The following is a 25,445-nucleotide window of genomic DNA, read 5'->3' as shown; positions in this document are numbered from 1 at the left end:
TATTCTAGAAAAAAATCTTCGAGTAAATCGAGGTATAATTTGTGAGTGAAATAGCTAAAATAGAAATCAAGAATCTTACCAAGATTTTTGGTAAAAATCCTCAGGAAGTGTTATCCCTTCTCAAGGGAGGACATACAAAAAACGAAATTTTTGAAAAAACAAAGCAGACTGTCGGCCTTAACAATATTAATTTTGATGTGTACGACGGAGAAATTTTCGTGCTCATGGGGCTTTCAGGGTCCGGAAAGTCTACTCTTTTGCGCTGTATAAACCGCCTGATCAATCCCACAAGTGGAAAAATCTTGATTGATGGGCAGGATATATCAGTAATGGACGCAGAACAGCTCCGAAAAGTCCGCAGGACCAAACTCGGAATGGTTTTCCAGAACTTTGCTCTTCTTCCTCACAGGACCGTACTGGACAACGTTGCATATGGACTGGAGATCCAGGGAGTACCTAAAAATGAACGGTATTCCAAAGCAGTAGAGGCAATAAATACTGTTGGACTGAAAGGTTATGAAGATAGCAAAATAACTCAGCTCAGTGGGGGAATGAAGCAAAGGGTAGGGCTTGCACGAGCTCTTGCAAATGACCCCGATATTCTACTCATGGACGAGGCTTTCAGTGCCCTTGATCCTCTTATCAGGAATGAAATGCAGGATGAGCTTCTGTCTCTTGAAGACAAGCTGCAAAAAACAATCGTTTTTGTTTCACATGATCTGGATGAGGCACTTAAGCTGGGAGATCGTATTGCTTTGATGAAAGACGGGGAAATTGTACAGATCGGAACCCCGGAAGAAATTCTTACCAATCCGGCAGATAACTACGTGTCCCAGTTTGTAAAGGGTGTAGACCGCTCAAAAGTCCTGACTGCAGAAAACGTAATGTGGAGGCCTGAACCGCTGGTATCTATAAATTCCGGACCCAGGGTCGCCGTGCAGTTGATGAAAGAATATGGAATTTCTTCAATCTTTGTGGTTGAAGGAAAAAATAGACTCTTGAAGGGTATAATTATGATAGACGACGCTGTGGAAGCTCTAAAATCAAAAAAGAATTTAGAATCTATCATCAGGGAAATCCCTTCCATACCTCTTGATATGCCCCTTTCCGAGATCATTCCTTTAATTGCAAACAGCAGTTATCCTCTTCCTGTAGTTGACGAAAGCAGAAAACTCAAGGGAATCATCATTCGTGGAACCGTTCTCGGAGCTCTTGCAATGTCTGAAGATGTGCCTGAAGAAGCTTCAGCAGGAGAAGGAGAGCCTGTTCAAGACAAAAATAAGGAGATTTTAGACAACAAAGGACAGCAGGAAAGCCCCGCTTCAGAGAAGGGACTTTCTTCCGAAGTGGAAGATATTAGTCAAAAATCTGAAAATGTGGAGGTTAAAATGTGATTTTCTCCAAAATTCCTATAGGAGATTACGTTGAGATTGCAGTCTACTGGATCGAGCTCAATCTTGGCTGGCTCCTGGACATTATAAGCGATTTCCTTGGTTTTATGATTACTGGATTCAGGGACTTTCTGATGCTTTTCCCACCTCTCATTTTCGCGCTGCTTATTGCTGCCCTGGCTTATTTCACAGGCAAGAAAAATCTGAAACTTGCGGTGGGAACTTTTGTCGGTCTCCTGTTGATTGAGAATTTGCGACTATGGACACTTTCAATGGAAACACTTTCCCTTGTGATCTCCTCGGCATTTCTGGCACTGGTTATAGGAATTCCCCTGGGAATTCTCGCTGCTAAAAGTGATTTCTTCTTTAACGTCCTGAAGCCGATCCTGGACCTTATGCAGACCATGCCTTCTTTTGTTTACCTCATTCCCGCCCTGATCTTCTTCGGGCTTGGAAACGTCCCGGGCATGATTGCAACCCTTGTGTTTGCAATGCCTCCTACCATTCGTTTGACCAATCTTGGAATCCGCCAGGTTCCTCGGGAGCTTAAGGAGGTTGCGGATGCCTTTGGGTCAACACCCTGGCAAAAGCTTGTTAAAGTTGAGCTGCCTGCGGCCCTGCCGACAATTATGGCAGGAGTTAACCAGTGTATTATGCTTTCCCTTTCAATGGTAGTTATAGCCGCCATGATAGGAGCAAGAGGTCTTGGTTACCAGGTGCTCTTCGGGATACAGAGGGTTGACATAGGCCTTGGCTTCGAAGCAGGGCTCGGAATTGTTATTCTTGCTGTGATCCTTGACAGAATCACTCAAAACCTCAGTCCGAAGTAAAGATTGGGTATCTTTTCCATTTATCGATTCACAATGTGTTTATATCGATATACTCTTTCCCAGGCCGTTTGGGAATTTTATATTAGACACAACAACGGCCAGATTATAACCATAATAAATTGATTGTGTTGTGGAACTGGTTGTGTCATATTGAACAATGCAAAGGTGAAAAGGTGAAATTAAATAAGAAAAAACCGAAATCATTATTTATAGTCGGGCTTGTACTTGGCCTCTTTATTTTCGGGGCAGGCTGTGCGGACGATACACAGGAAGGCACTGAAGAAACAGCAGATGCTGCTGAATACAATCAGCCAGTGGAAATCGGGTACGTCCTCTGGGACGGAGAAATTGCCAGTACCAACGTGATCCAGCAGGTTCTCCAGCAGGCAGGGTATACTGATGTGGAGATAATTGCAGTGGATGCGGGACCCCTTTATCAGGGTGTGGCTTCCGGAGAATTCGATTTCACAACATCAGCATGGCTTCCCCAGACCCAGGCGAACTACTGGGAAACATACGGAGACAGGATTGACTCTGTCAGGGTGAACCTGGAAGATTGCACAATCGGGCTTGCTGTCCCGACTTATGTAGAAGAGGTCAATTCCATTGAAGACCTGAATGATAATAAAGAAATGTTTAATGGAGAAATCATCGGCATCGACCCGGGAGCTGGAGTCATGCAGATTACCGAAGATGTAATCGAAGCGTATGACCTTGACTACACTCTCGTCTCTAGCAGCAGTGCAGGCATGACCGCAGCTCTGCAAAGAGCCATAAATAACGAAGAGCCTGTTGTTGTGACGCTCTGGTCCCCTCACTGGGCTTTTAACCGCTGGGACCTCAAGTACCTTGACGACCCCCAGGGATATTACGGAGAAGCAGATAATGTTGAGACTCTTGCAAGGCAGGGCCTCGAAGAAGATATGCCTAACCTTTATGGTATCCTTGAAAGATTTGCCTGGACCCACGAGGATATTCAGTCTGTTATGGTAGATATTGAAAGTGGAATGGCTCCTGAAGAAGCTGCAGCAAAATGGGTCGAGAACAATCCGGAAAAAGTCAATGAATGGATAGGAGAAGAAGTAGAAGAGTAAAATTCCCTTCTTCCTATTTTTTTACCTGATTTATAATTTCTATGGTTCTTTATTCATTTCTATTTCTACAATTCAATTTTTGAAAATGACCGACTTACCTTCGAGTGAATCCGGGGTAAGCGTGGATTTGTTTTTTAGCATTTCTCAAAAATGGTTGTTGTCTTGCCAGCGGTCTTCTTGAATCAAAACTCAAATAAACAATAGCATTGGCGTTCTTTGGGAAATTAAACTTTACAGGGTTTCCGTTTGTAATGAAGACCTGAAAAAGTTCCTTGACCTCAACGTTTTTTGCAGGTACAGGGGATCCGCCTCAACCACCGCTGCTGCCGCCCTTGCTGCTTCCTCCACTGGACTGACTATCATCGCCAGAACTACTTTCCAGCACAGTTATTGTAGTAAACTTCGAATCTGTACCATCCGGGTTGTTTACTATCAGACAAGCTGTATAGTTTCCTGGTGATAAATAAGTGTGAGCTGGATTCTGTTCTTTTGAAGCAGCTCCATCACCAAAGTTCCAGTTCCACCCCGTTGTGTTTTCGGAGCTGTCGGTAAACTGAACTGAGAGAGGTGTAAAACCCTCACTGACATTGCTGCTGAAATTAGCTACCGGAAATACTGATTCCGGATCCGGGATGATTGCAAGTCCCCCAGGAGTCTCGATATTCACTGTTGCTGAGACAGTATCGTTTGAGGTGTCAATTACAGAGAGAGTACTGTTACCAGAAATGTTGCTGTTTGCCACATACACCGTTTTTCCATCTGGGGTTACTGCAAGTCCTATAGGACTGCCTCCTACAATATACATTGTAGCTATAATAGTATTGTTTGAGGTACCAATTGCAGAGACGAAACCATCGTCTGTGCCAGCAGCATATCCCTTCTTCATTCCTGCCACATATACCTTTGTTCCTGTAGGATTGACAACAATTTCATCAGGAGAATTATCTACATCCACCGTAGCTGTAACAGTATTTGTAGCTGTATCAACTACAGAGACATAATGACCCCAGTTTGCCACATATACCTTTTTTCCATCCGGGGTTACTGCAACTCTAGAAGGATGATTTCCTACATGTACCGTAGCTGTGACCATGCTAGTAGCTGTATCAATTACAGAAACAGTACCCTCGTAGCTTGGATAACTGCCTGAATTCGCCACATACACCTTTGATCCATCCGGTGCGACAGCAACTCCAGTAGGGCTAATTCCAACAGGCACAGTAGCTGTAACAGTGTTTGCGTCGGTGTTAATTATAGAAATATTATTGCTGCCACTGTTAGCCACATATACCTTTTTTCCATCAGGACTGATTGCAACTCCATAGGGATCAGATCCTACTTTCACAGTGTCTATAACAGTATTTGTTGCAGTATCAACTACGGATACATTAACACCCCAACGGTCAGGTACATATGCCTTTTTTCCATCTGGCGTGACTGCAACTCCTTCAGGCATTGAACGTCCTACTTTTACTTTGGTTATAACTAATCCTGTGGCTGTGTCAATTACAGAGACAGTTCCACCTATAATGTATATAAACGGCCACGTGGATGAAACCCTTTTTTCAACGCTTATGTTTGCAAGTTTGGAATTAGTATTGAATCCATTGCTAGCTGTCAAATTAACTGTATAATTTCCTTGAGCTCTGTACACATGTACAGGATTTTGTTCTGTGGAATCTGATATACCATCATTATCAAAGTCCCAGTTCCACAAAACTGCGTTTTTCGAAAGGTCTGAAAACTTGACAACAAGGGGTGCAGGACCATTAGTGACGCTGGCTGTAAAGTTAGCAGTTGGAGTAACTGAATTTTGCAGACTGGACATAGATACAAGAGGCAAATAGTCAAATTCATTCTCATAGATATTATAAGGCAGGTCTCCGATCCCATTCCTATCCAGATCCACGCAGATCTGGGAGAATCCGGTCCCATCTGGCTTTGCCCAGAAGTTTCCTCCAATGTAAGGGCCATCGGCAATGTTACTGCCTGAAGCAAGTGAACTGTTCCAGATATTTCCCCCTTCGCCAGGTCCAAACTTTACGTTTAGACTATTGTTAAAATAATTATTGTAGATTCTTCTACGGTCATAATTTCCCCTATTAAAAATCCCACATTCTGTACAGGATGTTATTGTATTGTTGATTATGTCAACAGTACAAGCGTCACCTAAAATAATCCCTACATCACAGTTTAATATTGTATTATTTTCAATTCCTGAACTTGACATCGAAAGCCAAATCCCACAATCGCAGTCAGTAATCCTGTTATTACGAATATCTGCTCCCTGATCCCCTTCGGAGATGCCAGTGGAACAATTTGAGATCGTATTACCTGATACTGTATTATTTCCTCCACAGCAGGAAATATGCACACCTTCGCCGTTAGAAATTTTATTTTCGGCTATTAGATTGCCTGAAATCTCGGATCCCAGAAAAATAGAACCGTTTTCAATGATATTACCTGTCACATTATTCATATCGCCATGAAAGATGATTTTTAAATTGCTTGGCATGTAGGATCCCAGAAAAATAGAACCGTTTTCAATAGTATTACCTGTTACATTATTCCTCTTGCTATAAGCAAAGATTGCATTTTTATGATTCATCTTACTGGCTCCTGTTATATTTAAACCACTGATCGTTGTGCTATTAGCTGTTATCAGAAAGGTACTTACACTTTCATTTAGCGGTTTTACCTGCGCATCACCATTGTTTGATTCTGACTTGATAGTTAGCCCGGTTATATTGACAAGAACGTTTTCAGTATAAATTCCAGGCATCACGATTATTGTGTCCCCTGGTACAGAATTATTCACAGCTTCCTGAATTGATCTGAAATCAGCTCCAGAACCATCATCCACTGTAATTTCCTTTGCTGATGAAGTAGCTGAAATAGATATTATAAAAATAAAAATTAGAACTATTAAAAAAATTAGTATTTTCCTCATTTATTTCCCCCATTCTATTATAAGATAATCCCTTATTAATATTAATATAAATCTTATTAATTAAATATAATATATTTTAATTTCCATAGTTATTTTTGATTAATTATTTTCAGAAATAAAGGATGAATTGAAACGAGCTATGTAGAAATATAAAGGTATTTCAAAAGAAGGCATAATAGTGGAGCTATGATGATTCTGGCTATATGAGAAGCGTTGGAATCGAAGCAATAGAAAAGAAGAATGCCATCAGCATAATACGTATCAAGTTGATACATATAACTCTGGACTTCCGTTTGTATCTTGATATTATTACTATTATAACTATTATCACTATTATTATTACTATTATTATTACCATTACTACTATTATTATTCATTTTTCACTATTTTACTATATTACTATTAGGGAAGTGCTTCGGGATAAATTTAAAACATTATATATTACAAAATATCATTCCTTTATCATGATAATTTTTCAGATTAAAATTCGATTTAACTAAACCACTTCAGAATGCGCATGATGGCAATTCTCATTCTGAAAACTCGAATTTTAATATTTCTTACAGCTGTAACATGAGGCAAAAAAATGGCAAAAATGGCGAACTCGCTCAGAGACTTTGATAGACTGGCAGAGGAGAACTCTAAGAAAGCCAGGATTTTTTTCCAGATGGGAAGCTATGAAGAAGCTCTTGCTGCTTATTGGGAGGCGGAAAAAGCATGGAAAAAAATGGCAGATATTCTTTTTGAAAAAGGAAAGGAGGACAGAGGAAAGGAATTTTGCGAAAAGGCACAGGAAGCCAGGTCCTTTTGCGGAATGTCTCTTTTTAAGCTCGAAAGGTATCAGGAGGCTCTGGACATCATTGATTCCTTTCTTGAAATTAAACCTGACAGCCCCATAGAATGGTCAAACAGAGGTTTTGTGCTCTCTGCCCTGGGCAGGAATGAAGAAGCCCTGGAGTCTTTTGAAAAGGCTCTCTCTCTTGATCCCGGATCTCCTAAAATCCTGACAAGTAAAGGAATAGTTTATGCAAAGATGGGTCTTCCAGAAAAAGCCCTGGAGACCTTCGACAGAGCCCTGGAAACCGAACCCAGACAGGCTTCGGATTGGGCATGCAAACTTCCAAGGTTTAGTTTCTTCTCCAGAAATAAAGCCCCCATTATGAGACCTGACAATGCTGAGACCTGGTACTGGAAAGGAAACGTGTTTCTGGAACTGGGGGAAAAGGAAAAAGCCCTTGAAGCCTGTAAAATGGCTCTTGAAAGCGACCCTGACCACCTGAATTCCCTTCTCGCCGGAGGAGACCTTCTCTGTGAATTTTCCGAATACGGAGAGGCTTTCAAGTGCTATGTACATGCCCTGAAACTCAGCCCTGGAAATGAAGCTGCCATGAAAGGAAAAGAGTTTTGTGAAATGAAAATTAACGGGTAATTATTAAAAAGAATGAATGCAACAGGCCCTTTTAAAGTCTGGTTCCATGCCTTTAACGAAAACGATTTAATGTGGCTTTCAAGGCTATTTATTTATACTTGCCTTGTCGCATACTAATATTGCCTTTCACAAACTAATTAATATTGTTTTCTGGAACTTCCCTGTGCAAAATCGCTGTACCGCAGGCTGGATTTGATATCGTTGACTCTTATTATTACTGTAATTATTACTGTATTTATATCCAGTTCCAGAAAACAAATTCATAAACCAGGCGGACATATAGTTAGATACATTTTGTGATACCTTGTAATGAATACGGTATTCTTTTACTTACAGGTTTCAATTAAAAATTTACATGATTCAATTAAAAATTTACGTGTTTCAATTAAAAATTTATATGTTTCAATTAAAGGCGCAGGGATAACTGCATTCCTGCAGACGGTAAAATATGAGAGGTTTGAGGAGAAAATACTGATGGATTTTATATCTAATTTATTTGGCAGAGATAAAAATCAGAGCTTTTTAGAGGCTTCCAAACAGGGGCAGACAGAAAACGTGGAGAAACTTTTGAGAAGCAATAAAGTTGACGTTAATTATCAGGATGCGTACGGCAAGACTGCTCTGATTTCTGCAGCTGATAAGGGATACAGGGATGTCATAGGACTGCTTATTGAAAGCGGTCCCAATCTTGATCTTCAGGACGAAAACGGCAATACCGCTTTAATCTCTGCAGCTAAAATAGAACGGGGTGACATTATTGATTTGCTCGTCAAAAATGGAGCTGACCTCAATTTTCAGGACGAAAACGGCGAAACTGCTCTGAAATTTGCGGTAAAAGTAGGGTACAAGAATATTGCTGATCAGCTTATTGATGCAGGTACCGATCTTAATATCCAGGACGAAAACGGTGAAACGGCTCTGATTTGTGCTGCAGATAGAGCGCACAGGGACATTGCCGAACTGCTCATTAAAGCCGGTGCTGACCTGAATATTCAGGACAACAGCGGTAAAACAGCTCTGGTTGCTGCAACAAAAATCGGACATAAAGGTATTGTTGAACTGCTTGTCAATGCAGGCGCCGACCTCAACCTCCAGGATAAAAACGGAAATACTGCCCTGATTTATGCAGCAGATAGGGGGTACAGGGATATTGTAAATCTGCTTATTGAAGGCGGTGCCAGCCTCAATATTCCGGACGAAGCCGGGCTTACAGCTTTGATGTTTTCGGCACAGACAGGGCGCAAGGACATCGTTGAGCTTCTCATCAAAGCAGGCGCGGATATTAATATTGAGGACAAAAATAACAAAACTGCTGCGGACCTAGCGGCAGAGGTAGGTTTTGAAGAAATCGTTGATTTGTTTACCAGCGCCCGTACATATTCCGGTTCCTGATCTGCCTTGAATGCAAATCTCCTTCCACATTACAATGAAAAAAGAAGGAAAGCCCTCGTATAATTGATATACCATCGTGACAATCCATAGAGCTATGACCAGCAGCAAACCAGGAGATTCCATTTCAGCTTCGCATACTTCTGACAGTGCAGCCAGTGAAAACCATAAAAAAATACCTGCCGGACAGCTTACTCCTGTTTACGAATCAGCTACTTTCTCAAGCCCTTCTCTTGACCAGTTCAGGGGAATTTTACCTGACTTCAATAACAGGCTCTCTCCCGAAAGAGACCTCGGGCTTTCTTCTTCAGGGGTTTCCCGCCTGAGCCCTGAACCCCTTCCAAGGCTTGTTTCGGACTCTGCCCTCGGGCTTGTCTCCTGTTCTCTTTCCAGCCCTCTCACAGGGCTTAAAGCCGAAAACCCCGAAGTTCCTGTAGGGTTGGGGCTTGAGATTAAGCCTGACCTTGCAGGAAGAACTCTTTCAGGAAATAAAACTGATTCTCTCACCATTTGCGCAGACCTTCCTGTGGGACCTGTCAGGAGCAGGATGACCACTCTCAGGCCATCTGAAAGCGAAACAAAAGAGCAGTGAAGTGGAAAAACAGAAATAAAGGGCAGGAATAAGAAAAAGAGAACACATAAGAAAATAGAGTGTACAAAAAGAGAGAGCACAAAAATAGGGAGTATATAAGAAAAAGAGAGAGCATAAAAAAATAGATAATATAAGGAAAAATTAGAGCGTAATCTATAATTTATTAACCAGGCCAGTAAACTGCTCTTTTTTAATACTCTTTTATTAATTTTCTATCTGTTTCCTGAGTTTTCGATTTTTAGCTCTGTCCTGTTGAATCAATATAAAATAGTTGTTTTCAGTGGTTAACAGGAAACTGGTTATTTCACAGACATTTACCTGATAGACACCACTATCCCTAAAAGGCTTACAGCTATTGCAATAACAGTTATAAAAACAATAAAAGCTGAACCATTGTACTCAAACCGATCATTGTTCTTATAGTTCATATGATTTAATATGCAAGCATTACTTAAAAATGCTTGTAAGTTATCAGGACCATGGAGAATTATAAAGTAGCCAGCATGAGGTTATGTAAAAATTATATACTGCATTTACCGCACTTTCATGATGCATCTTTATTTAACTTCATCTCACTGCATCTAATTTAACTTCATCTCACCGCTTTTTTCAGTGCCTTTTCAAATTTATCGAGCCCGAGGTCGGCTTCTTCGTCAGTCATAACAAGGGGAGGAGAGAAACGGATTACGGAGTCTCCGCAGGGAAGGAGCAGGACTCCATCCTTAAAAGCCTCCCTGATTATTTTATCCCTCCTGACAGGGTCTATGGATTTATCCGGTTTTACGATTTCCACGCCTGTCATGAGTCCGAGACCCCTGACATCTCCTATGCAGGGGAAATTTTCCTGAAGCTCCCTGAGGCGGTGCCGGATATGAGCGCCCATTTCCCGGACATGGTTTTCTGTGTTCTCTTTTTCCAGGAATTCAAGGGAAGCAAGGGCTGCGGCTGAGGAAAGGAGATTTCCTCCGAAGGTATTTGAGTGGACTCCGGGAGGCCAGTCCATGAGCTCATTGTCTGCAAGCATTGCGCCTATGGGAAGACCTGAACCCAGGGCTTTTGCAAGGCAGGTAATGTCAGCCCTTACCTCAAAATTTTCCATGGCAAGGAAAGGACCTGTCCTGAAACAGCCCGTCTGGACTTCGTCAGCCACGAGAAGAACATCGTTATCCGTACAGATCCTCCTTACCTCCTTATGAAACTCTACAGGAGGGACTATATATCCTCCTTCTCCCTGGATCGGTTCAACAAAGACTGCGGCAGTGTCTTCCGGGCTTAGCTCTCTCCGAAAAACCAGGTTTTCAATCTGCTTTGCACATTCGATCCCGCAGGAAGGATAATCGAGGTTCAGAGGACAGCGGTAGCAGTAGGCATAGTCAGTGTGTACGGTACGGATGGTAGGGAAATGCTCTTTGTGCCTGACTTTAGAGCATGTAAGGGAGAGGGCTCCGAGTGTCCGGCCGTGAAAAGCATTGTAAAAAGAGATAAAGTTCTGGCGCTTTGTTTTCCAGAGGGAAAGTTTCATTGCAGCCTCTATAGACTCAGCTCCGCTGTTGCAGTAAAAGACTTTTGAGTAGCCAGAAAGATCCCTCAGCTTTTTTGCAAGTTTCAGGGGGGGCTCGGCAAAAAAGTCCCCGTATCCGCAGTGGACCATTTTTTCAAGCTGTGCGGAAATTGCAGCTTGGACCTCGGGGTTTGAGTAGCCCGCGTTCATGACAGCAATCCCTGCAACAAAATCTATGTACTCTTTTCCGTCAATATCCCTGACTACGGAACCTTTCGCCCTGTCAACAACCAGAGGATATGGGCGGGACACACATGCAGACACCATGCTGCAGTCCTGCCCTATTATCTCCCTGGCTTTCGGGCCGACAGTATCGAGCAGCCCGACTTCCTGTTCAAAAAAATTGAATTCTGTTTCCAGTTCTTTCATTGAGTCTTCCGGTCTTTCCGTTTTGCCGGTATTCTTCCATTTTTCAAGCTCTTCCGGAGTCCTTTGATTCAAAAAACCTCTCCCCTTCCCACTTTTATTCTGTATCTATCTGGGCTTTTTGCAGCCTGCCGCTGTAGTCTATATATACGGCTTTTACCTCGGTGAATTCTTTAATCGCCTCTGTTCCAGCTTCCCTGAAACCGTTCCCGGTTCCTTTTATGCCCCCGAAAGGAAGATGGACTTCGGCACCTATAGTAGGGGCATTAACATATGTGATTCCTGCTTCCAGTTTTTCAATTGCCCTGAAAGCGGTTCTAACATTTTCAGTATAAATCGCAGATGAGAGACCGTACTTGATGTTATTTGCAACCTCAATAGCCTCGTCAAAATCCGAAACAGTGATTATGCTTAGCACGGGCCCGAAGATTTCTTCCTGTGCAATCCTCATTTCAGGACTGACATCCGTAAATATGGTCGGTTCGAAGAAATAACCGGGAAGACCCGGATCTATCCTGTTCCCTCCAACCAGGATAGCTGCACCTTCTTCCTTTCCTATCCTGACGTACTTTTCTATTTTCTCAAGCTGGGCTTTATTAATTACAGGCCCCACGTCCGTTTCAGGCAGGAGCCCGTTTCCCACCCTGAGAGACTTTGTTTTTGCGAGCAGCCTTTTTATGAATTCATCCTTTATTTTTTCGTGAAGGATCAGCCTGCTCGTAGCTGTACAGCGCTGGCCTGTTGTCCCGAAAGCTCCCCAGACCACGCCTTCAAGGGCAAGCTCAAGGTTTGCATCATCCATTACAATAACAGGATTTTTTCCACCCAGCTCTAAAGAGACCCGCTTCATGGATTTTGCACACTCTTCCATGATCCATTTCCCGGTATCAAGGCTCCCTGTAAATGAAATTGCTCTTATTCGGGGGTGCTGGACTATTGCTTTTCCGGTACTTCCTCCAGGTCCGGGAACGATGTTTATGACTCCTGGAGGCAGGCCCGCCTCCATCAGGATTTCTACAAGTTTTATGGTAAGCAGGGGCGTATCGCTTGCAGGCTTGAACACGATCGCATTCCCTGCAATAAGGGCTGGCATGATCTTCCAGCTGGGAATCGCAATAGGAAAGTTCCAGGGTGTTATCATGCCCACAACTCCTACAGGCCTTAGCACGGTCATGCAGAACTTGTCCCTGAGTTCTGAGGTCGTTGTTTCCCCAAACATCCTTCTGCCTTCCCCTGCAGCGTAAATGGTAATGTCTATTGCTTCCTGTACATCACCCCTGGTCTCGGGCAGGACCTTTCCCATCTCTTCTGTCATGAGTCTGGCAAGGCCTTCTTTTCTCTCCTGCATTATGCGCGCTGCCCTGAAAAGGACCTCAGCCCTTCCAGGAGCCGGAACTTCACTCCATACCCTGAACCCTGCCTCTGCAGCCTCAACTGCCCGGTCCACATCTTCGATTCCTGCGACCTGTAACGTGGCAAGGTTTTCAAGAGTAGCCGGATTGATGTCATCAAAAGTTTCTCCGGTTGATGAGTCTACCGACTCCCCACCTATCAGTAACTTATACTCCCGAATCACAATACCCCTCTAAGAACAATGAGTATAATACCACATAAATATATCCAGAAAACAGTTTCGGTCGGACATAAATATTTTCAGGCCTTTCGACTGTAATCTCAGTTAAAGCCCTGGGGAATAAAGTATTAAACTGACCATAAAAAAAAGAAAGGAGAGGCTAAAAATGATAATTGGCTATTAAAAATGATTATTAAAAATGATTAATAGAATAGCTGAGAATGAATGATTAATATTGAGCTTATCCCAAAACCAATTTTATTCTCAAATAATGAAAGTTTCAGAATTATAGCTCATGATTCGAAAATCGATTGAGTATCCTGAATTCGAGATTGTGAGGAGCAATTTTGAGTTTTGGGATCAACTCATTGAAGGATTAATATTGAAGGATTAATATTGAAGGATTAATATTGAAGGATTAAAATAATTAATTTGATTGAAGCAATATAGTCTGACTGATTAAGGTTATTGATTTCACTTAATTTATAATCTTAACATCGGACCTGTTATTAACGATCTTACAGATCTGCTGGGAAAGTTCGGAGTACTGAGCCTTGGGGTCTCCCCTTTTCTGGACAAAGGAATCGGCGCCGTTTTCGATTGCCTGGCTCATGATTTCTTCTTTGCCAACTCCGGTAAACAGGATAAAAGGAATATCGATTTTTTTGTCGCGGATAATTTTCAGGAATGAGATGCCGTCCACACAGGGCATGTCATAATCAGAAACTACCACGTCATAGGAACGTTCGTCTAACTTTTCCAGAGCCTTCCCTGCAGATTCTACGGTATCAGAATTTATATCATGGAACACTTCCAGGAAGGTCTTTGATAGCTCCAGGAATACTGGATCGTCGTCTACAAGCAATACTTTCATGGGGGTTTTCTCCGCAAGTTTATGACTGATAAAATTTATAGTTACACTATGTAACCAGGAACTTTCGAGTTCCTCCACTATTGTAAGAAGCTTTGTAGTTCAGTTGCATTTTTAGTAGTTTCAGAAGAAACTTAAATATGCCAGGCTAAAGTAGTATGTCATACCCATATCCCCCTTTTGCAAGCTCAACCCCGAAAGAAAGGAATTAAGTCTTTTGATATTGTATGATTTTGAAATAGCATTATAGCATACTTATCAACTGAATTTTTATGTTATAAGTAAGAAGATCTTTTAGTTAATATAAAAAGTTAACTTACATAGATAATAAGTGAACAGGTTTTAAGACCTGTTTTATCGCATGTCAGCAAAGAAAACATCCTTTCTTTTAAAAAATTTATTAAAGATGCGAAAGGATTAAAAAGAAAACACAGGAACGAAAAATTAACAAAAAATTAACCTTAAAAGAGATAAACTGGAAGAAATTGCAGGAAAAATAGAAGAAAAAGAATAGAAGAAAAAATAACAAAAAGTAGCAGAAAAAATAGAAGAAAAAATAACAAAAAATAGCGGAAAAAATAGAAGAAAAAATAACAAAAAGTAGCAGAAAAAATAGAAGAAAAAATAACAAAAAATAGCGGAAAAAATGGGAAAAAAGATCAGGGATTACCCCTGATTAATAAAGCTATCTATCTCTCTTTTCAGCATATGGCTGAGGATCTTTCCGTCAACCTTTCCTCTGAACTCTTTCATGACAATGCCCATAAGAGGGCCAAGGGCTGCAGGGCCTTTTTCTTTAATGAAATCTCCTTTCTCCCGGACCATATTTTTAATGAAATTTTCGATTTCTTCGGGATCAAAGGCGCTCAGGCCGAGATTTGAAATCGCCTGCTGGACTGTTATTTCAGGCTCCTTTGCAAGTGCGGTCAAAAGATCCTGGATGGCTTCTTTTGCGATTTCCTGATTTGATATTGCTGCAAAAACCCCACTGAAGTGCTCATCCGTAAGGTTGTCAGTTTCAGCCCCGTTTCTTCTGATCTCAGGGACAATTCCTACAAGTGTCCTGGCAATCAGTGTTGAATTAACGTGTTCATTATCGCTGTAGGTATCCAGTAAAGCCTCGAAAAGAGGAAGGTATTTCGAATAAGCTATCTTTTCAGCAAGTTCTTTATTCAGGCCGCTTTCGGAAGCAAACCTCTTTGCCCTTTCCGTAAGGAGCTCCGGGACTTCTATGGAATCAAAGTATTCCTGCGAGATCTCTATCTGAGGAACATCGGTTTCAGGGTACATTCTTGCTGCACCTGGCAGGGGACGCATGTAAGCAGTGTTTCCATCAGGCAGGGCTTTTCTGGTCTCCTCGGGGATTCCCTCGATAGCTTCTTTTGCTCTGAGAATCACCGCTTCGATTGCAAGCCTGGATTTTTCGGGCTCATCCGCAACCATGATAATTGCATCGTCCGGGTTTGCACCTATAGCGTCCCTTAAAGCCTGCACTTCCTTTTCTGTTATCCCGTAATTAGGAAGTTCGTCTGTATGGAAGATTCCCCCAACACCTGCAGTTTTTGCCCTGTCCGAAAACTCAGTCCCGAGCCTTCTTCCAGGCTGGACCTCCCTGCCCACAAGCCCGTTGAATTTCCTCAGGCGGGCAGCCAGGATCGCTCCCTTTTTTATTCCTTTCTGCAGGACTTTGGATTTGGTATCCACAAAAAGCCCTGTTGCATCATAGATTTCTTCACAGACAAAGGCTTTTCTTTCAAGAAGTTCCTGCCTGATAAAGAGAAGGTTTAACTGCCTTTCAACTTCCTTGCGGACAATGTCTTCTATAAGGTCAAGAGCCTGAACCCCTTTGATTTCAACCCTTGCGCCTCTGGCAATTGAGATATTGACATCCTGCCTGATTGTGCCCAGCCCTCTTTTTACCTTCCCTGTAGACCTGAGAACCATTCCTATATATTCCGCAACCTCACGTGCATGCCTTGGGGATTTAATATCGGGAGCGGTGGCGATTTCAACGAGAGGGATTCCAAGCCTGTCCAGAGAATAAATGATTGAGTCTCCGATTTCCTCTATTTTCTGGGCAGCTTCCTCTTCCACACAGAGACTGTCAATTCTGCACCGCCCTTCCGAAGTCTCAATATTTCCGTCGCTCGCAAGAAACGCAGTCCTCTGAAAGCCGCTGGTGTTTGACCCGTCCACCACGATCTTTCTCATCACATGCATCTGGTCTACGGGTTTCATATTGAAAAGCTTTGCAACCCCGAGGGAGATGTCCAGAGCTTCCCTGTTGAGTTCCCCTGGCGGTTCCTCATCGTTTTCGACAAGGCAGGTAGTGTCATAAGCTTTGTAAATATACTTCCTTCTGATTTTGGTCTGCTCCACCGCAGCCCTGTCCTTCTCTCCCATCTCACTTTCCGTAGCCCTGAGGTACCTGAAAAATTCAAAGTCCGAATCCTCAATGTCCCTTATAAGGGTCGGACACCTGCAAAAAAGTTTCTCTTTAGAATCCAGTTGCTGGTGAATTTCAAGCCCGGCTTTCAGCCCAAGTTCACTGTAATCGTATTTTTCCATGATTTCACCCGAATCTAAGCAGGAAGCGCCGTGATCCTTTTAACTCTCTCTGGTTTTTCATTGATTTCTTTAATTTCCCTCAGCTTTACCCTGGCTTTCCTTAACTTTTACTTCAAATCTAGCTCTCTTTGCTCTCCTTTTACTTTTAAGTCCATCGGCTGGCTAATCGGCTGGCTATTTCTCTCTTCTCTTAACCCTTTTTCTGCGCCTGGTCCATTTCTTAGCTCTTATTAGGTGCTGAGCTGGCAGTTGTCAATATAATAATATTAACAAGAAACTGAATGTAAAAGGTGTGGTAGAATGTATAAAGGTATCTCTGTATATAAGAGTAAAGTAGTTAATGGGTTTATTAAAGTAGTTAATGGGTCTATTTAACTGAAAAGAAGATAACAAAAGAAGATAACAAAAGAAGATAACAAAAGAAATTAGCAAAAGAAGTTAACAAAATAACTTAAAAGAGAAATAAAAAACGGCTAAAAAGTAAATTAATAAAGAAGTTAATATTGACTGTCACATTTAAGCAGAGAAAGTTTCTGGACTTAAAAGGCAGAATTTTGCACCACATATTCTTATTTTCAGAGAAATAAAAGACCTGGCCTTAAAATTTGTACATAACATAAGACATGTACTAAAATCTTACAAAGAAGAATCTTTAAATCTTTTCACTGTTATTCAGAATTAGCTAATAATTTTGAGGTAGACGCTATGAAAGCAGACAGTGAAACAGAAAAAGCAGTCATGGATGTTCTGAAAAAATTTGCCGAGAGTTATGCAAAACACGACCTGGAAAGTGCAATGTCTCTTATTGCACCTGATGACGATGTCGTTATATACGGCACTGGTGCAGATGAAAAGTGTATGGGCTCTGAAGCTATTAAATCCCAGTTTGAGCGCGACTGGTCTCAAATTGAAGAACCTGGTCTCGAATATAAATGGATATCAGTTTCCGCGGTTGGCAATGTAGCATGGGCATCTATGGATGCCGTTTTCAAGGCGAAGATTGACGGGAGAAAAACTAAATTTTCTTCAAGGATTACAGAAGTTTTTGAGAAACGCGAAAATAGATGGCTCATAGTGCAGGGACATTTTTCTTTCCCGGACCAGAGCCAGTTTTTTGATTAAATGCTTTCCTGGCAGGGATCAATTGAACTTCTCAATATAATTGAATTCCCAATATAATTGAATTCCCAATATAATTGAACTTCTCAATATAATTGAACTTCTCAATATAATTGAACTTCTCCATGCAATTGAATTTCTCCTATATTTTTAACCTTTATTTGGCATGAAAGTCCATGATGAGAAAACTCATCACGTACTCTCTCCTTCCTTTTTTCCCATAATTGCGATAATTCCACTAATTATTGTTATCCTTTCATCAACCGAGAATATGTCTGCCTCAACAATCTTTCTCTTTTTAACTTCTCCCTTTTGGTATCCTGTTTCATCTTCGTACATCTCATCGTTTGTGATCAAATGCCATATTATTGTTGCAATTTTCCTTGCTAAGGCAATAATTGCCTTAGCATATCCAATTGTCTTCTTTTTCCTGTTAAAAAACTCCTTTAATCTGCTATTTTTCTTTCTTGCTGCTGCTTGAGCAATCTGAGTTAGAATCCACCTTGCTACTTTTGATCCTCTCTTAGTGATTCTTCCGTTATGGTATTTATCTGCAGATTGATACACATTAGGAACTATTCCAAGCCATGAAGCAAGTTTATCTCCCGTTGGAAAATCCCTGAAATCTCCTATTTCAGCAATTAGAGTTGCCGCACCAAGCTCCCCAATACCTGGAACTGACATCAAAATTTCCATTTCCCTTTTATGCTTTTGATAAGCATAATTGAAAATTTCTCTTTCAAGAACTTCAATTTCTTCATCTAAATGTTTTATAAGGTTCAGACATATCTGGAAGCCTTATTGCAGCACTCTGTGATATTTCTCTATCCAGAATTTCCCTTATCTGAACACTCTTTTTCCGAACATTTGGAGAAAGCGACTCTATAATTTGATCAATATTTTTACCTGAAGAGATTCCTGCTAGAATTGCTCTACCATTTTTTCCAAAAATGTCAGTCAGAACATCACCCAGATGTAACATTTCGGAGGAAAGAATTGCATGAGCTTCATTTTTAATGTCCGTTCTTTTTCTTACAAGAGTTAGGCGAAGCCTGACGTATGACCTGAATTCTCTATGTTTCTTCGGAAAAACTCTTGATGGTTGAACCATCTTATTCAATGCAAGTTTTGCAATTACTTCGGAATCTATTTTATCTGTTTTTTTATGTGTAAATGCTTTCATATCTCGAGCATTTCCAACTATAACAGGCAAATGATCTATCAATGCCTCATAAATCGGAACCCAGAAATCACTTGTTGATTCACAGGCAACAACATCACATTTTTCAGAGGTTACTAAATTTTTAAGATCTAAAATCCCATCATCATCTCTGGCAAAACGATGTTGTTGTTTTTCACCGGATCTACTGAGGATAGTAGCAATAACAAAACGTTTGTGAATGTCTAAACCACAAGATTTGTTTATTTCTCCGTCCAATTTACATTACTCCATCATTTCCAGGACAGTAGAATTGCTTCAAAGGCAATTTGGCATCCGTGATCAAGGTCACATCTGGGCCTTCGATGGCAATTCAATGGTTAGTTTTTTGACGGCTTCGGAGAACCAAAGTAAAAACAACCTTCCTGTCCAAAGGTAATGATGGAGTTCTATTATCAAAAAAGCTAAGTGAAAAAGACTTTCATTTTTTGGGCATGTTATTCCAAGAATATCATGTGTGTTTTTTATTTTGCTTATGAAAGGAAGTGAAACAAAAAACAAAGTTGGAAATAGTCAGAATGTTATATAAGAATAAAAGATCGAAAATATTGGAAAAGTCTGGAGTTAAAATAGAAGATTAAAAATTGTTAAAATTTTAGGATAATATTGTTGATTTTCAAATTATTTCATAGAATATTTTATACAACAGTTGAATAGAGACTGCATTTTACTGAAATTACATAAACTTCATTACTAACAAACCAAATAAACCGATAAAGCAAACGACCAGGAATAAATGCATCAATATTCCCAGCATTATTTCAGAATTTACGTCGCGGTCTTTTAAATATGGAATATTCTGTTTCAAAGCGGATAGGAAATTCCCAAGAAAGTCTGCCATAATTAATACAATAATTTTTTCCCATATATAGAAGTATAGTTTTGAACTGATCGCAGGTCATCCGAAAATAACTGTTCTTGCTTTCTTTAACATCATTTCAAAAGAAGCTCCAGAATTAAAATTTGCCTGCTTTGCATACTTACCGGACGCGATGCTGTTATATTTCTTGCGGAGAAATAAGTAAATGGGATTCTTCATGGGAAATGTTAGTTTTAAGAAAATAATGATTGCAACCGATGGCTCTGTCTGTTCCAGGATGGCTGCCAATCATGCCATAGAAATAGCACGCCTGAGCGGAGGGACTGTTTACGCAGTCTATGTTGTATCAACGGATTATTTTTCTTCTATGGCGGTAGACCTGGACTGGGAAAGAATGCGCGAAGTTTTGAAAAAAGAAGGTGTCCAGGCTGTAAACTATGTAGCAGGAACAGGTGAAATGGGAGGAGTAAAGGTAGAGCCTGTCCTGCTTGAAGGGCATCCGGCAGCCGAACTTATCCGCTATTCCAGAGAGGAAAAAATGGATATCATTGTCATGGGCAGCCTGGGAAAAACCGGACTTGACAGGCTCCTTCTGGGCAGCGTTGCGGAAAATATGGTCAGGCACTCAAAGATACCTGTTCTGGTTGTAAAGGAAAAGTGCGTATCTGAAAATTGAACATAGAAAAGTGTGTATCTGGAGATTGAATATAAAAGCGCTTTTTAGGGGACAGGAAGCAATTATCTGACTTGAACAGCGCCACTGGCTGTAACACACCTTTCTTATCTTTATAGTTTCTTCAAACATTATTTTCTAATTTTCCCTTTTATTTAGCATAAAAGTACTTTCAGATGCTTTCATTTTTTGGGCATGTTATTCCAAGAATATCATGAGAGTTTTCTATCCTTCAATATCCTTCTGTTTTCTTTGCAGGGCACCGGGATAAATGGAAGAGAGCTCTGAAACCTGAGATTAAAAACAGGCTTTCCGGGTAAGAAAGTATTTTTTCAGCCTTCTCAGCCCGGTCGCAGATTTTTTAGAAAAATGTAATAAATTTAGAAAAGGATAGTAAATCCGGAACCTTACAGATTTCGTCAGATTTTCAGCCCTCAATCTTCTTTTTAACTGCTGCAGCAGTATTTTCCGGGGAGTCGGTTTCCCAGAGCTTCCTGACTTTTGCGCTTTTGAGTACAGGAATGAGAGAATCGATTTTTGCCTGCACGGCTGCAAGCGCCTCTTCATCAGTACACGGAGGCTCTATACCCATAAACTTCTGGGCTTTGAGGGTTTCCGTTTCCCTGAAGACTGCGCGGTCAACTCCTTTTCTTGAGCCGGTTTTCAGGGACTCGATCGCATCCCTCCACTGGGTTGCCCAGGGAGTATCAGGAATTTCGGTGTGGTGGACATCAGTTCTTTCCACCTTTATGGCATCAAGGTGGCAGGCTTTCACACAGGCTCCGCAGTACATGCAGTACTCCTCGGCAAAAGCTATCTTGCGCGGATCTTCAGGGTCTGTCGGCACGTACCAGAGATCCGAGGGGCAGACATTAAAGCAGCCGCGGCAGCCCTGGGGATCGCATTCCTTCAAATTAACCTCGATAAGGCTCAGTTTCCCTTCCATGGGCTTCTGGAGGTCAACAGCTTCATAAGGACAGACAGCCTGGCACCGGGCACACTGGGTACATTTCAGGTCGTCTACTTTTACTTTTCCTCCAACCTCTGGGGCTTCACAGGGGCGTTCCCCTTTAACCTTTATTGCTTCTTCAGGGCAGATATCCTGGCAGAGCACACAGTAGTCACATCTGTCCGTATCAACAAGGATCTGCTCAAAAGGTACAGGGTTGTCAGGAGTGGGTTCGCGCTCAAGCAGGATAACCGCGTCGCAGAATTTAGCACAGATCCCGCAGAAGTTGCATTTTTCGAGATCAATTTCAATCTCACCTTCCACACCTTCTTTAAATGGAGCGATCTCTTCCTTTTTCGGAAAAGTGAATTCCACTTCTATTGCGTCCTGCGGGCAGGCTCCTTCACAGAGGAGGCAGGGCAGGCATTTTTCATTGATATTTACAAAGGTATCGTATTTAGGGTACTGTTTTTCATCAGGGACCTCTCCGACCGCTTCAAAAGAAATGGCATGCACAGGGCAGAGGTTTGAGCACATCCTGCAGAATGTACATTTCTCAAGGTCCATCATCACGGCAGGGGCATCAAGCCCGGTTGCGATCTCATGCAGCGGCCCCATTTCAAGGGCTTTTGTAGGGCAGATTTCCGCACAGATACCGCAGCCATTGCAACGCTTGTAATCGTAATCGAGGATTTTGAGGGACTTCTCAGTAGCCTGAGTGTAAATGAAATGAGTTCCCTGAATGTCCATACTGGTTGTGACCGTGATCTTTTCCTGTTCCTCACCCTCGCTGTCCCCGGAAACTGCAGCTTCAGGCTCTTCAAATTCTAAATCTTCAGAATCCGGACCCGAAACCTCGTTTTCTCCTATTTCAGGCTCTTCTCCTTCTCCGGTACCACAGCACCCGTTACATACGTGAATTTCCTGGTCCGGGCATTTTTCGGGACATTCTCCGGGATGTTCCGGAAGTTTCTCGCTCATTTAGCCACCTCCTCGAGTCCGGTTGCGGTGTATTCCCGTTTGAGTTCACTCCCTATGGGCCCTATTTCTTCAAGTTCCTTTACAAACTCGGTAATCGTGTTCGAGAAACGTTCTCCTTCTGCAGCCGAGATCCAGAGTGTCCTGAGCCTTTTCGGGTCAAGCCCTATTTCCTTTATGATCTCTTTTAAAACGTCCATGCGCTTTTTCGCATCAAAATTTCCATGAATATAATGGCATTCGTCCATCCTGCAGCCCGCAACAAGCACACCGTCAGCTCCGCCTTTGAGGGCTTCAAGGACGAACTCCGGGTTTATCCTGGCAGAACACATGGTACGGATAACTCTGATGTTTGTCGGGTAATGTATCCTGGACATTCCGGTAAGGTCTGCACAGGCATAACTGCACCAGTTGCAGAGAAAAGCGACAACAAAGGGGCACTGGGACTTATGAGCTGTCGCAGCTCTGACCTGCGCAAGAATCTGCTCATTTTCAAAGTTCCGCATCTGGATTGCACCTACCGGGCATGCAGCACTGCAGTCACCGCAGCCGTAGCACGAAACCTCGTCAACGACAGCCTTTTTATCGACAATGCTTATCTTTCCGAACTTGCAGACTTCAACACATGTCCTGCAGCCTATACACTTATCAGGGTCAACATGTGCACCCATGGGGTCGGCTTCAAGTTCTCCCGTGCCCAGGAGCTGCATAACTTTGGAAGCACAGGCACTGCCCTGAGCTATGGAGACCTGGATTTCTTTGGGCCCCGAGGCGCAGCCTGCAAGGAAGACTCCGCTCACCGGCGCATCAACAGGGCGCATTTTCGGGTGTGCGCTTGCAAAAAAGCGGTCAGGGCGCCGGGCAAGGTTAAGCATCCTGCCAATTCCTTCTGCGGCTTTGCTCGGCTCGTACCCTGTGGAAAGCACAACAAGGTCGTGAGCTTCTTCTTCAACTCTGGACTCAAGAGTATTTTCGTAGCGGACAACAGGCCTTCCGTCTTCGCCGGCGTAGACCTCAGCGACCTTTCCCCGGATGAAGTCCACACCCATCCCCTGCGTCCTGGCGTAATATTCTTCATACATCTCCCCTGCAGCCCGGATATCTATATAGTGGATCGTGATATCAGTACCAGGATAGCGTTCCTTAACCATCTGGGAATTTTTAAGGGCTGCCATGCAGCAGACTCTTGAACAGTGTTCGTTGCCTACGGTTTTGTCCCTTGACCCGACACACTGAATAAATGCGACACTCTCTGGAGGCTGACCTGTTGAAGGCACAAGGACTCTCCCACCTGTGGGTCCCGCAGAGTTCAGCATCCTTTCAAGCTGCATATTCGTTATGACATCAGGGTATTTTCCAAACCCGTACTCTTTTTTCCGGGAAGCATCAAAGAGCTGGTAGCCTGTTGAAACAATCACTGCCCCTGCTTCGAACTCTATTTCTTCGGGTTTCTGCTCGTAGTCCACAGCCTCTGCAGGACATGCAAGCTGGCAGAGCCCGCAGCCCACACAGTGGTCAGGATCTATAAGTACTACCTGCGGGACTGACTGCGGAATTGGCATATAGATTGCCCTGGACTTCCCAATCCCATAGTTCATGGGGTTTTCTATTTCTACGGGACAGACCTCTGAGCAAAGGTCAACACAGCCTTTACATTTGTCTTCAAGAACGAACCTGGGTTTGCGTGTGACCCTAACATGGAATTTTCCAACGGAACCTGAGATATCTGTGACCTCAGAATATGTATAAAGAGTAATGTTGGGGTGGTTCTGAACTTCAGTCATTTTGGGGGCAAGCACGCAGATAGAACAGTCGTTTGTGGGGAATACCTCATTCATGAGAGCCATTTTGCCCCCGATTGTGGATTCCCTTTCTACCATGGTTACGGGAAAGCCGGCTTCTGCGAGGTTTAAGGCGGCTTCTATTCCTGCAACTCCTCCGCCTATGATAAGGACATTTCTGCTGGCTTTAGAGCTTGTCGCACTCAATTCCCTAAGGAAACGGGCTTTTGCAACTCCCATCCTTATCAGGTCAAAAGCCTTCTGGGTCGCCATCTGGGGGTCATCCGCGTGTACCCAGGAGCACTGCTCCCTTATGTTTACCATTTCCATAAGGTAAGGGTTGAGGTCAGCTTTTTCCATGACATGCCTGAATGTTTTTTCGTGCAGCCTTGGGGAACAGGCTGCTATCACAACCCTGTCGATTTTATTATCTTTTATGTCCTTTATGATGCCTTCCTGTCCGGAATCGGAACATAGAAACTGTACTTCCCGGGCAAGCACCACATCTTCCAGTTCACCTGCCATTTCTTCAAGGGCTGAAACATCAATTACTCCTGCAATATTCAGTCCGCAATGGCAAACGTAGACTCCGATTCTCATGCTTGTTTACTCCTGATATCCATGAATAGTCCTAGAGTTTGACCTATGGCATATATTTTGTTATATGATTATAATATAATTTGTAAGTTAAAAGTTCAGAATTCTGGTCCCACAGCATATTCTGCAGGGTTAACAGCCGTGCAGAAAAATAGTCACTGAACAGTTCTGGCCCAGCAAATTATCTGCACATCTTGGAAAAGCTTTCTTTCTGGCTTTTCAGTAAGTATGATTTCGGTTTATAAATCTCAATATAAATTTTCTCTCAAACAGGATAAATATGTAGCCGTTTTATACAAAATCAAAACCTTTATTTGTAAAAGTTATGGAACCCTTTGACCTGCGCCTTATAATAATGGAAAGAGAAGCAGTAGTTTTAAGTAATTTTTCCGGCGGTTTCCGTGATAATTTCAAGATATGTAAAACATGATTTATATATTATAGATGCCATTTATGTTACAAATATTATAAATATATCTATATTAACTTTCCTATTATTCTCAAGCTTTACGTATAAGCTTCCGGTGAACCTGAATAAATAAGGAGCACAGCTCAATAGCTTTTATACCGCTTACTAATTGATTTATAGTTTGAGAACTTAATTCGTAATCGATCAATCAGTACCGAATGTTATCAAATAATTTCTCGTATATGAGGGAAACTCCTTTGGGAATAGATTGAAATAGTATTTAAGG

General features: G+C 42.2%; 16 protein-coding genes and 1 pseudogene. 8 read left to right on the top strand and 9 right to left on the bottom strand.

The features are described from left to right. The first annotated feature begins 41 nt into the window (after nt 1-41). The 3 genes from MSMAS_RS06840 to MSMAS_RS06830 all read left to right on the top strand — a co-directional run bounded on the left by MSMAS_RS06840 (nt 42) and on the right by MSMAS_RS06830 (nt 3,315). Nucleotides 42-1,394, top strand: a complete 1,353-nt coding sequence (locus MSMAS_RS06840; RefSeq protein WP_011031994.1) for a quaternary amine ABC transporter ATP-binding protein — start codon at nt 42-44, stop codon at nt 1,392-1,394. Continuing rightward, nucleotides 1,391-2,221: an ABC transporter permease gene (locus MSMAS_RS06835; RefSeq protein WP_011031995.1), complete on the top strand. Its 831-nt coding sequence runs from the start codon at nt 1,391-1,393 to the stop codon at nt 2,219-2,221. Before MSMAS_RS06840 ends, MSMAS_RS06835 begins: the two co-directional genes overlap by 4 nt. A 173-nt stretch (nt 2,222-2,394) precedes the next feature. Further along, nucleotides 2,395-3,315 carry a glycine betaine ABC transporter substrate-binding protein gene (locus MSMAS_RS06830; RefSeq protein WP_048046389.1) on the top strand — a complete coding sequence of 307 codons (921 nt, stop codon included), beginning with the start codon at nt 2,395-2,397 and terminating at the stop codon, nt 3,313-3,315. A gap of 94 nt (nt 3,316-3,409) precedes the next feature. Here the strand turns inward: MSMAS_RS06830 and MSMAS_RS18130 are convergent, their stop codons facing one another. Next, nucleotides 3,410-3,568 carry a hypothetical protein gene (locus tag MSMAS_RS18130; protein ID WP_080503006.1) on the bottom strand — a complete coding sequence of 53 codons (159 nt, stop codon included), beginning with the start codon at nt 3,566-3,568 and terminating at the stop codon, nt 3,410-3,412. Between the two features lie 57 nt (nt 3,569-3,625). Continuing rightward, on the bottom strand, nt 3,626-6,178 hold the full coding sequence (locus MSMAS_RS06825) for a NosD domain-containing protein (protein WP_230633353.1): 2,553 nt from the start codon (nt 6,176-6,178) through the stop codon (nt 3,626-3,628). A gap of 673 nt (nt 6,179-6,851) precedes the next feature. On the opposite strand from MSMAS_RS06825, the gene MSMAS_RS06815 reads away from it, so the two are divergent. The 3 genes from MSMAS_RS06815 (at nt 6,852) to MSMAS_RS06805 (ending at nt 9,675) form a co-directional block, all read left to right on the top strand. Further along, the gene (locus MSMAS_RS06815; RefSeq protein WP_011031998.1) at nt 6,852-7,694 is read left to right on the top strand and encodes a tetratricopeptide repeat protein; all 843 of its coding nucleotides are present in this window, start codon (nt 6,852-6,854) and stop codon (nt 7,692-7,694) included. Nucleotides 7,695-8,003: 309 nt separating this feature from the next. Beyond that, the gene (locus MSMAS_RS06810) at nt 8,004-9,086 is read left to right on the top strand and encodes an ankyrin repeat domain-containing protein (RefSeq protein WP_048046386.1); all 1,083 of its coding nucleotides are present in this window, start codon (nt 8,004-8,006) and stop codon (nt 9,084-9,086) included. A 76-nt stretch (nt 9,087-9,162) separates the two neighbouring features. After that, a complete protein-coding gene (locus MSMAS_RS06805; protein ID WP_230633352.1) occupies nt 9,163-9,675 on the top strand; it encodes a hypothetical protein in 513 nt (170 codons plus the stop codon). Nucleotides 9,676-10,267: 592 nt separating this feature from the next. Here MSMAS_RS06805 and MSMAS_RS06800 read toward each other — a convergent pair. From MSMAS_RS06800 to gatE, 4 genes are all read right to left on the bottom strand, one after another. Then, nucleotides 10,268-11,677 (bottom strand): aminotransferase class III-fold pyridoxal phosphate-dependent enzyme, encoded by a 1,410-nt coding sequence (locus MSMAS_RS06800; protein WP_230633351.1) that lies wholly within the window; start codon nt 11,675-11,677, stop codon nt 10,268-10,270. Nucleotides 11,678-11,699: 22 nt separating this feature from the next. Next, the gene (locus MSMAS_RS06795; RefSeq protein ID WP_015410824.1) at nt 11,700-13,178 is read right to left on the bottom strand and encodes an aldehyde dehydrogenase family protein; all 1,479 of its coding nucleotides are present in this window, start codon (nt 13,176-13,178) and stop codon (nt 11,700-11,702) included. A gap of 475 nt (nt 13,179-13,653) precedes the next feature. Continuing rightward, nucleotides 13,654-14,049 carry a response regulator gene (locus tag MSMAS_RS06790; protein ID WP_011032003.1) on the bottom strand — a complete coding sequence of 132 codons (396 nt, stop codon included), beginning with the start codon at nt 14,047-14,049 and terminating at the stop codon, nt 13,654-13,656. Nucleotides 14,050-14,712: 663 nt separating this feature from the next. Then, on the bottom strand, nt 14,713-16,614 hold the full coding sequence (gatE, locus tag MSMAS_RS06785; RefSeq protein ID WP_011032004.1) for a Glu-tRNA(Gln) amidotransferase subunit GatE: 1,902 nt from the start codon (nt 16,612-16,614) through the stop codon (nt 14,713-14,715). 705 nt (nt 16,615-17,319) lie between these two features. On the opposite strand from gatE, the gene MSMAS_RS06780 reads away from it, so the two are divergent. Continuing rightward, a complete protein-coding gene (locus tag MSMAS_RS06780) occupies nt 17,320-17,736 on the top strand; it encodes a nuclear transport factor 2 family protein (RefSeq protein WP_011032005.1) in 417 nt (138 codons plus the stop codon). Between the two features lie 189 nt (nt 17,737-17,925). Here the strand turns inward: MSMAS_RS06780 and MSMAS_RS06775 are convergent. Beyond that, nucleotides 17,926-19,171: pseudogene (locus tag MSMAS_RS06775) on the bottom strand (IS110-like element ISMma5 family transposase). Nucleotides 19,172-19,977: 806 nt separating this feature from the next. On the opposite strand from MSMAS_RS06775, the gene MSMAS_RS06770 reads away from it, so the two are divergent. After that, nucleotides 19,978-20,448: a universal stress protein gene (locus MSMAS_RS06770; protein WP_015410829.1), complete on the top strand. Its 471-nt coding sequence runs from the start codon at nt 19,978-19,980 to the stop codon at nt 20,446-20,448. A gap of 424 nt (nt 20,449-20,872) precedes the next feature. Here the strand turns inward: MSMAS_RS06770 and MSMAS_RS06765 are convergent, their stop codons facing one another. After that, on the bottom strand, nt 20,873-22,375 hold the full coding sequence (locus MSMAS_RS06765) for a 4Fe-4S dicluster domain-containing protein (RefSeq protein WP_011032009.1): 1,503 nt from the start codon (nt 22,373-22,375) through the stop codon (nt 20,873-20,875). Continuing rightward, entirely contained in the window at nt 22,372-24,753 is a 2,382-nt protein-coding gene (gene hdrA2 / locus MSMAS_RS06760) for a CoB-CoM heterodisulfide reductase HdrA2 (protein WP_011032010.1), read from the bottom strand. The genes MSMAS_RS06765 and hdrA2 overlap by 4 nt, the downstream gene beginning before the upstream one ends. Nucleotides 24,754-25,445: the final 692 nt, after the last annotated feature.

Origin of the sequence: Methanosarcina mazei S-6, from assembly GCF_000970205.1 — an archaeon.
GTDB classification, from domain to species: Archaea; Halobacteriota; Methanosarcinia; order Methanosarcinales; family Methanosarcinaceae; genus Methanosarcina; species Methanosarcina mazei.
The sequence above is the reverse complement of the archived record's forward strand: the minus strand, read 5'-3'. Positions and strand labels throughout refer to the sequence as shown.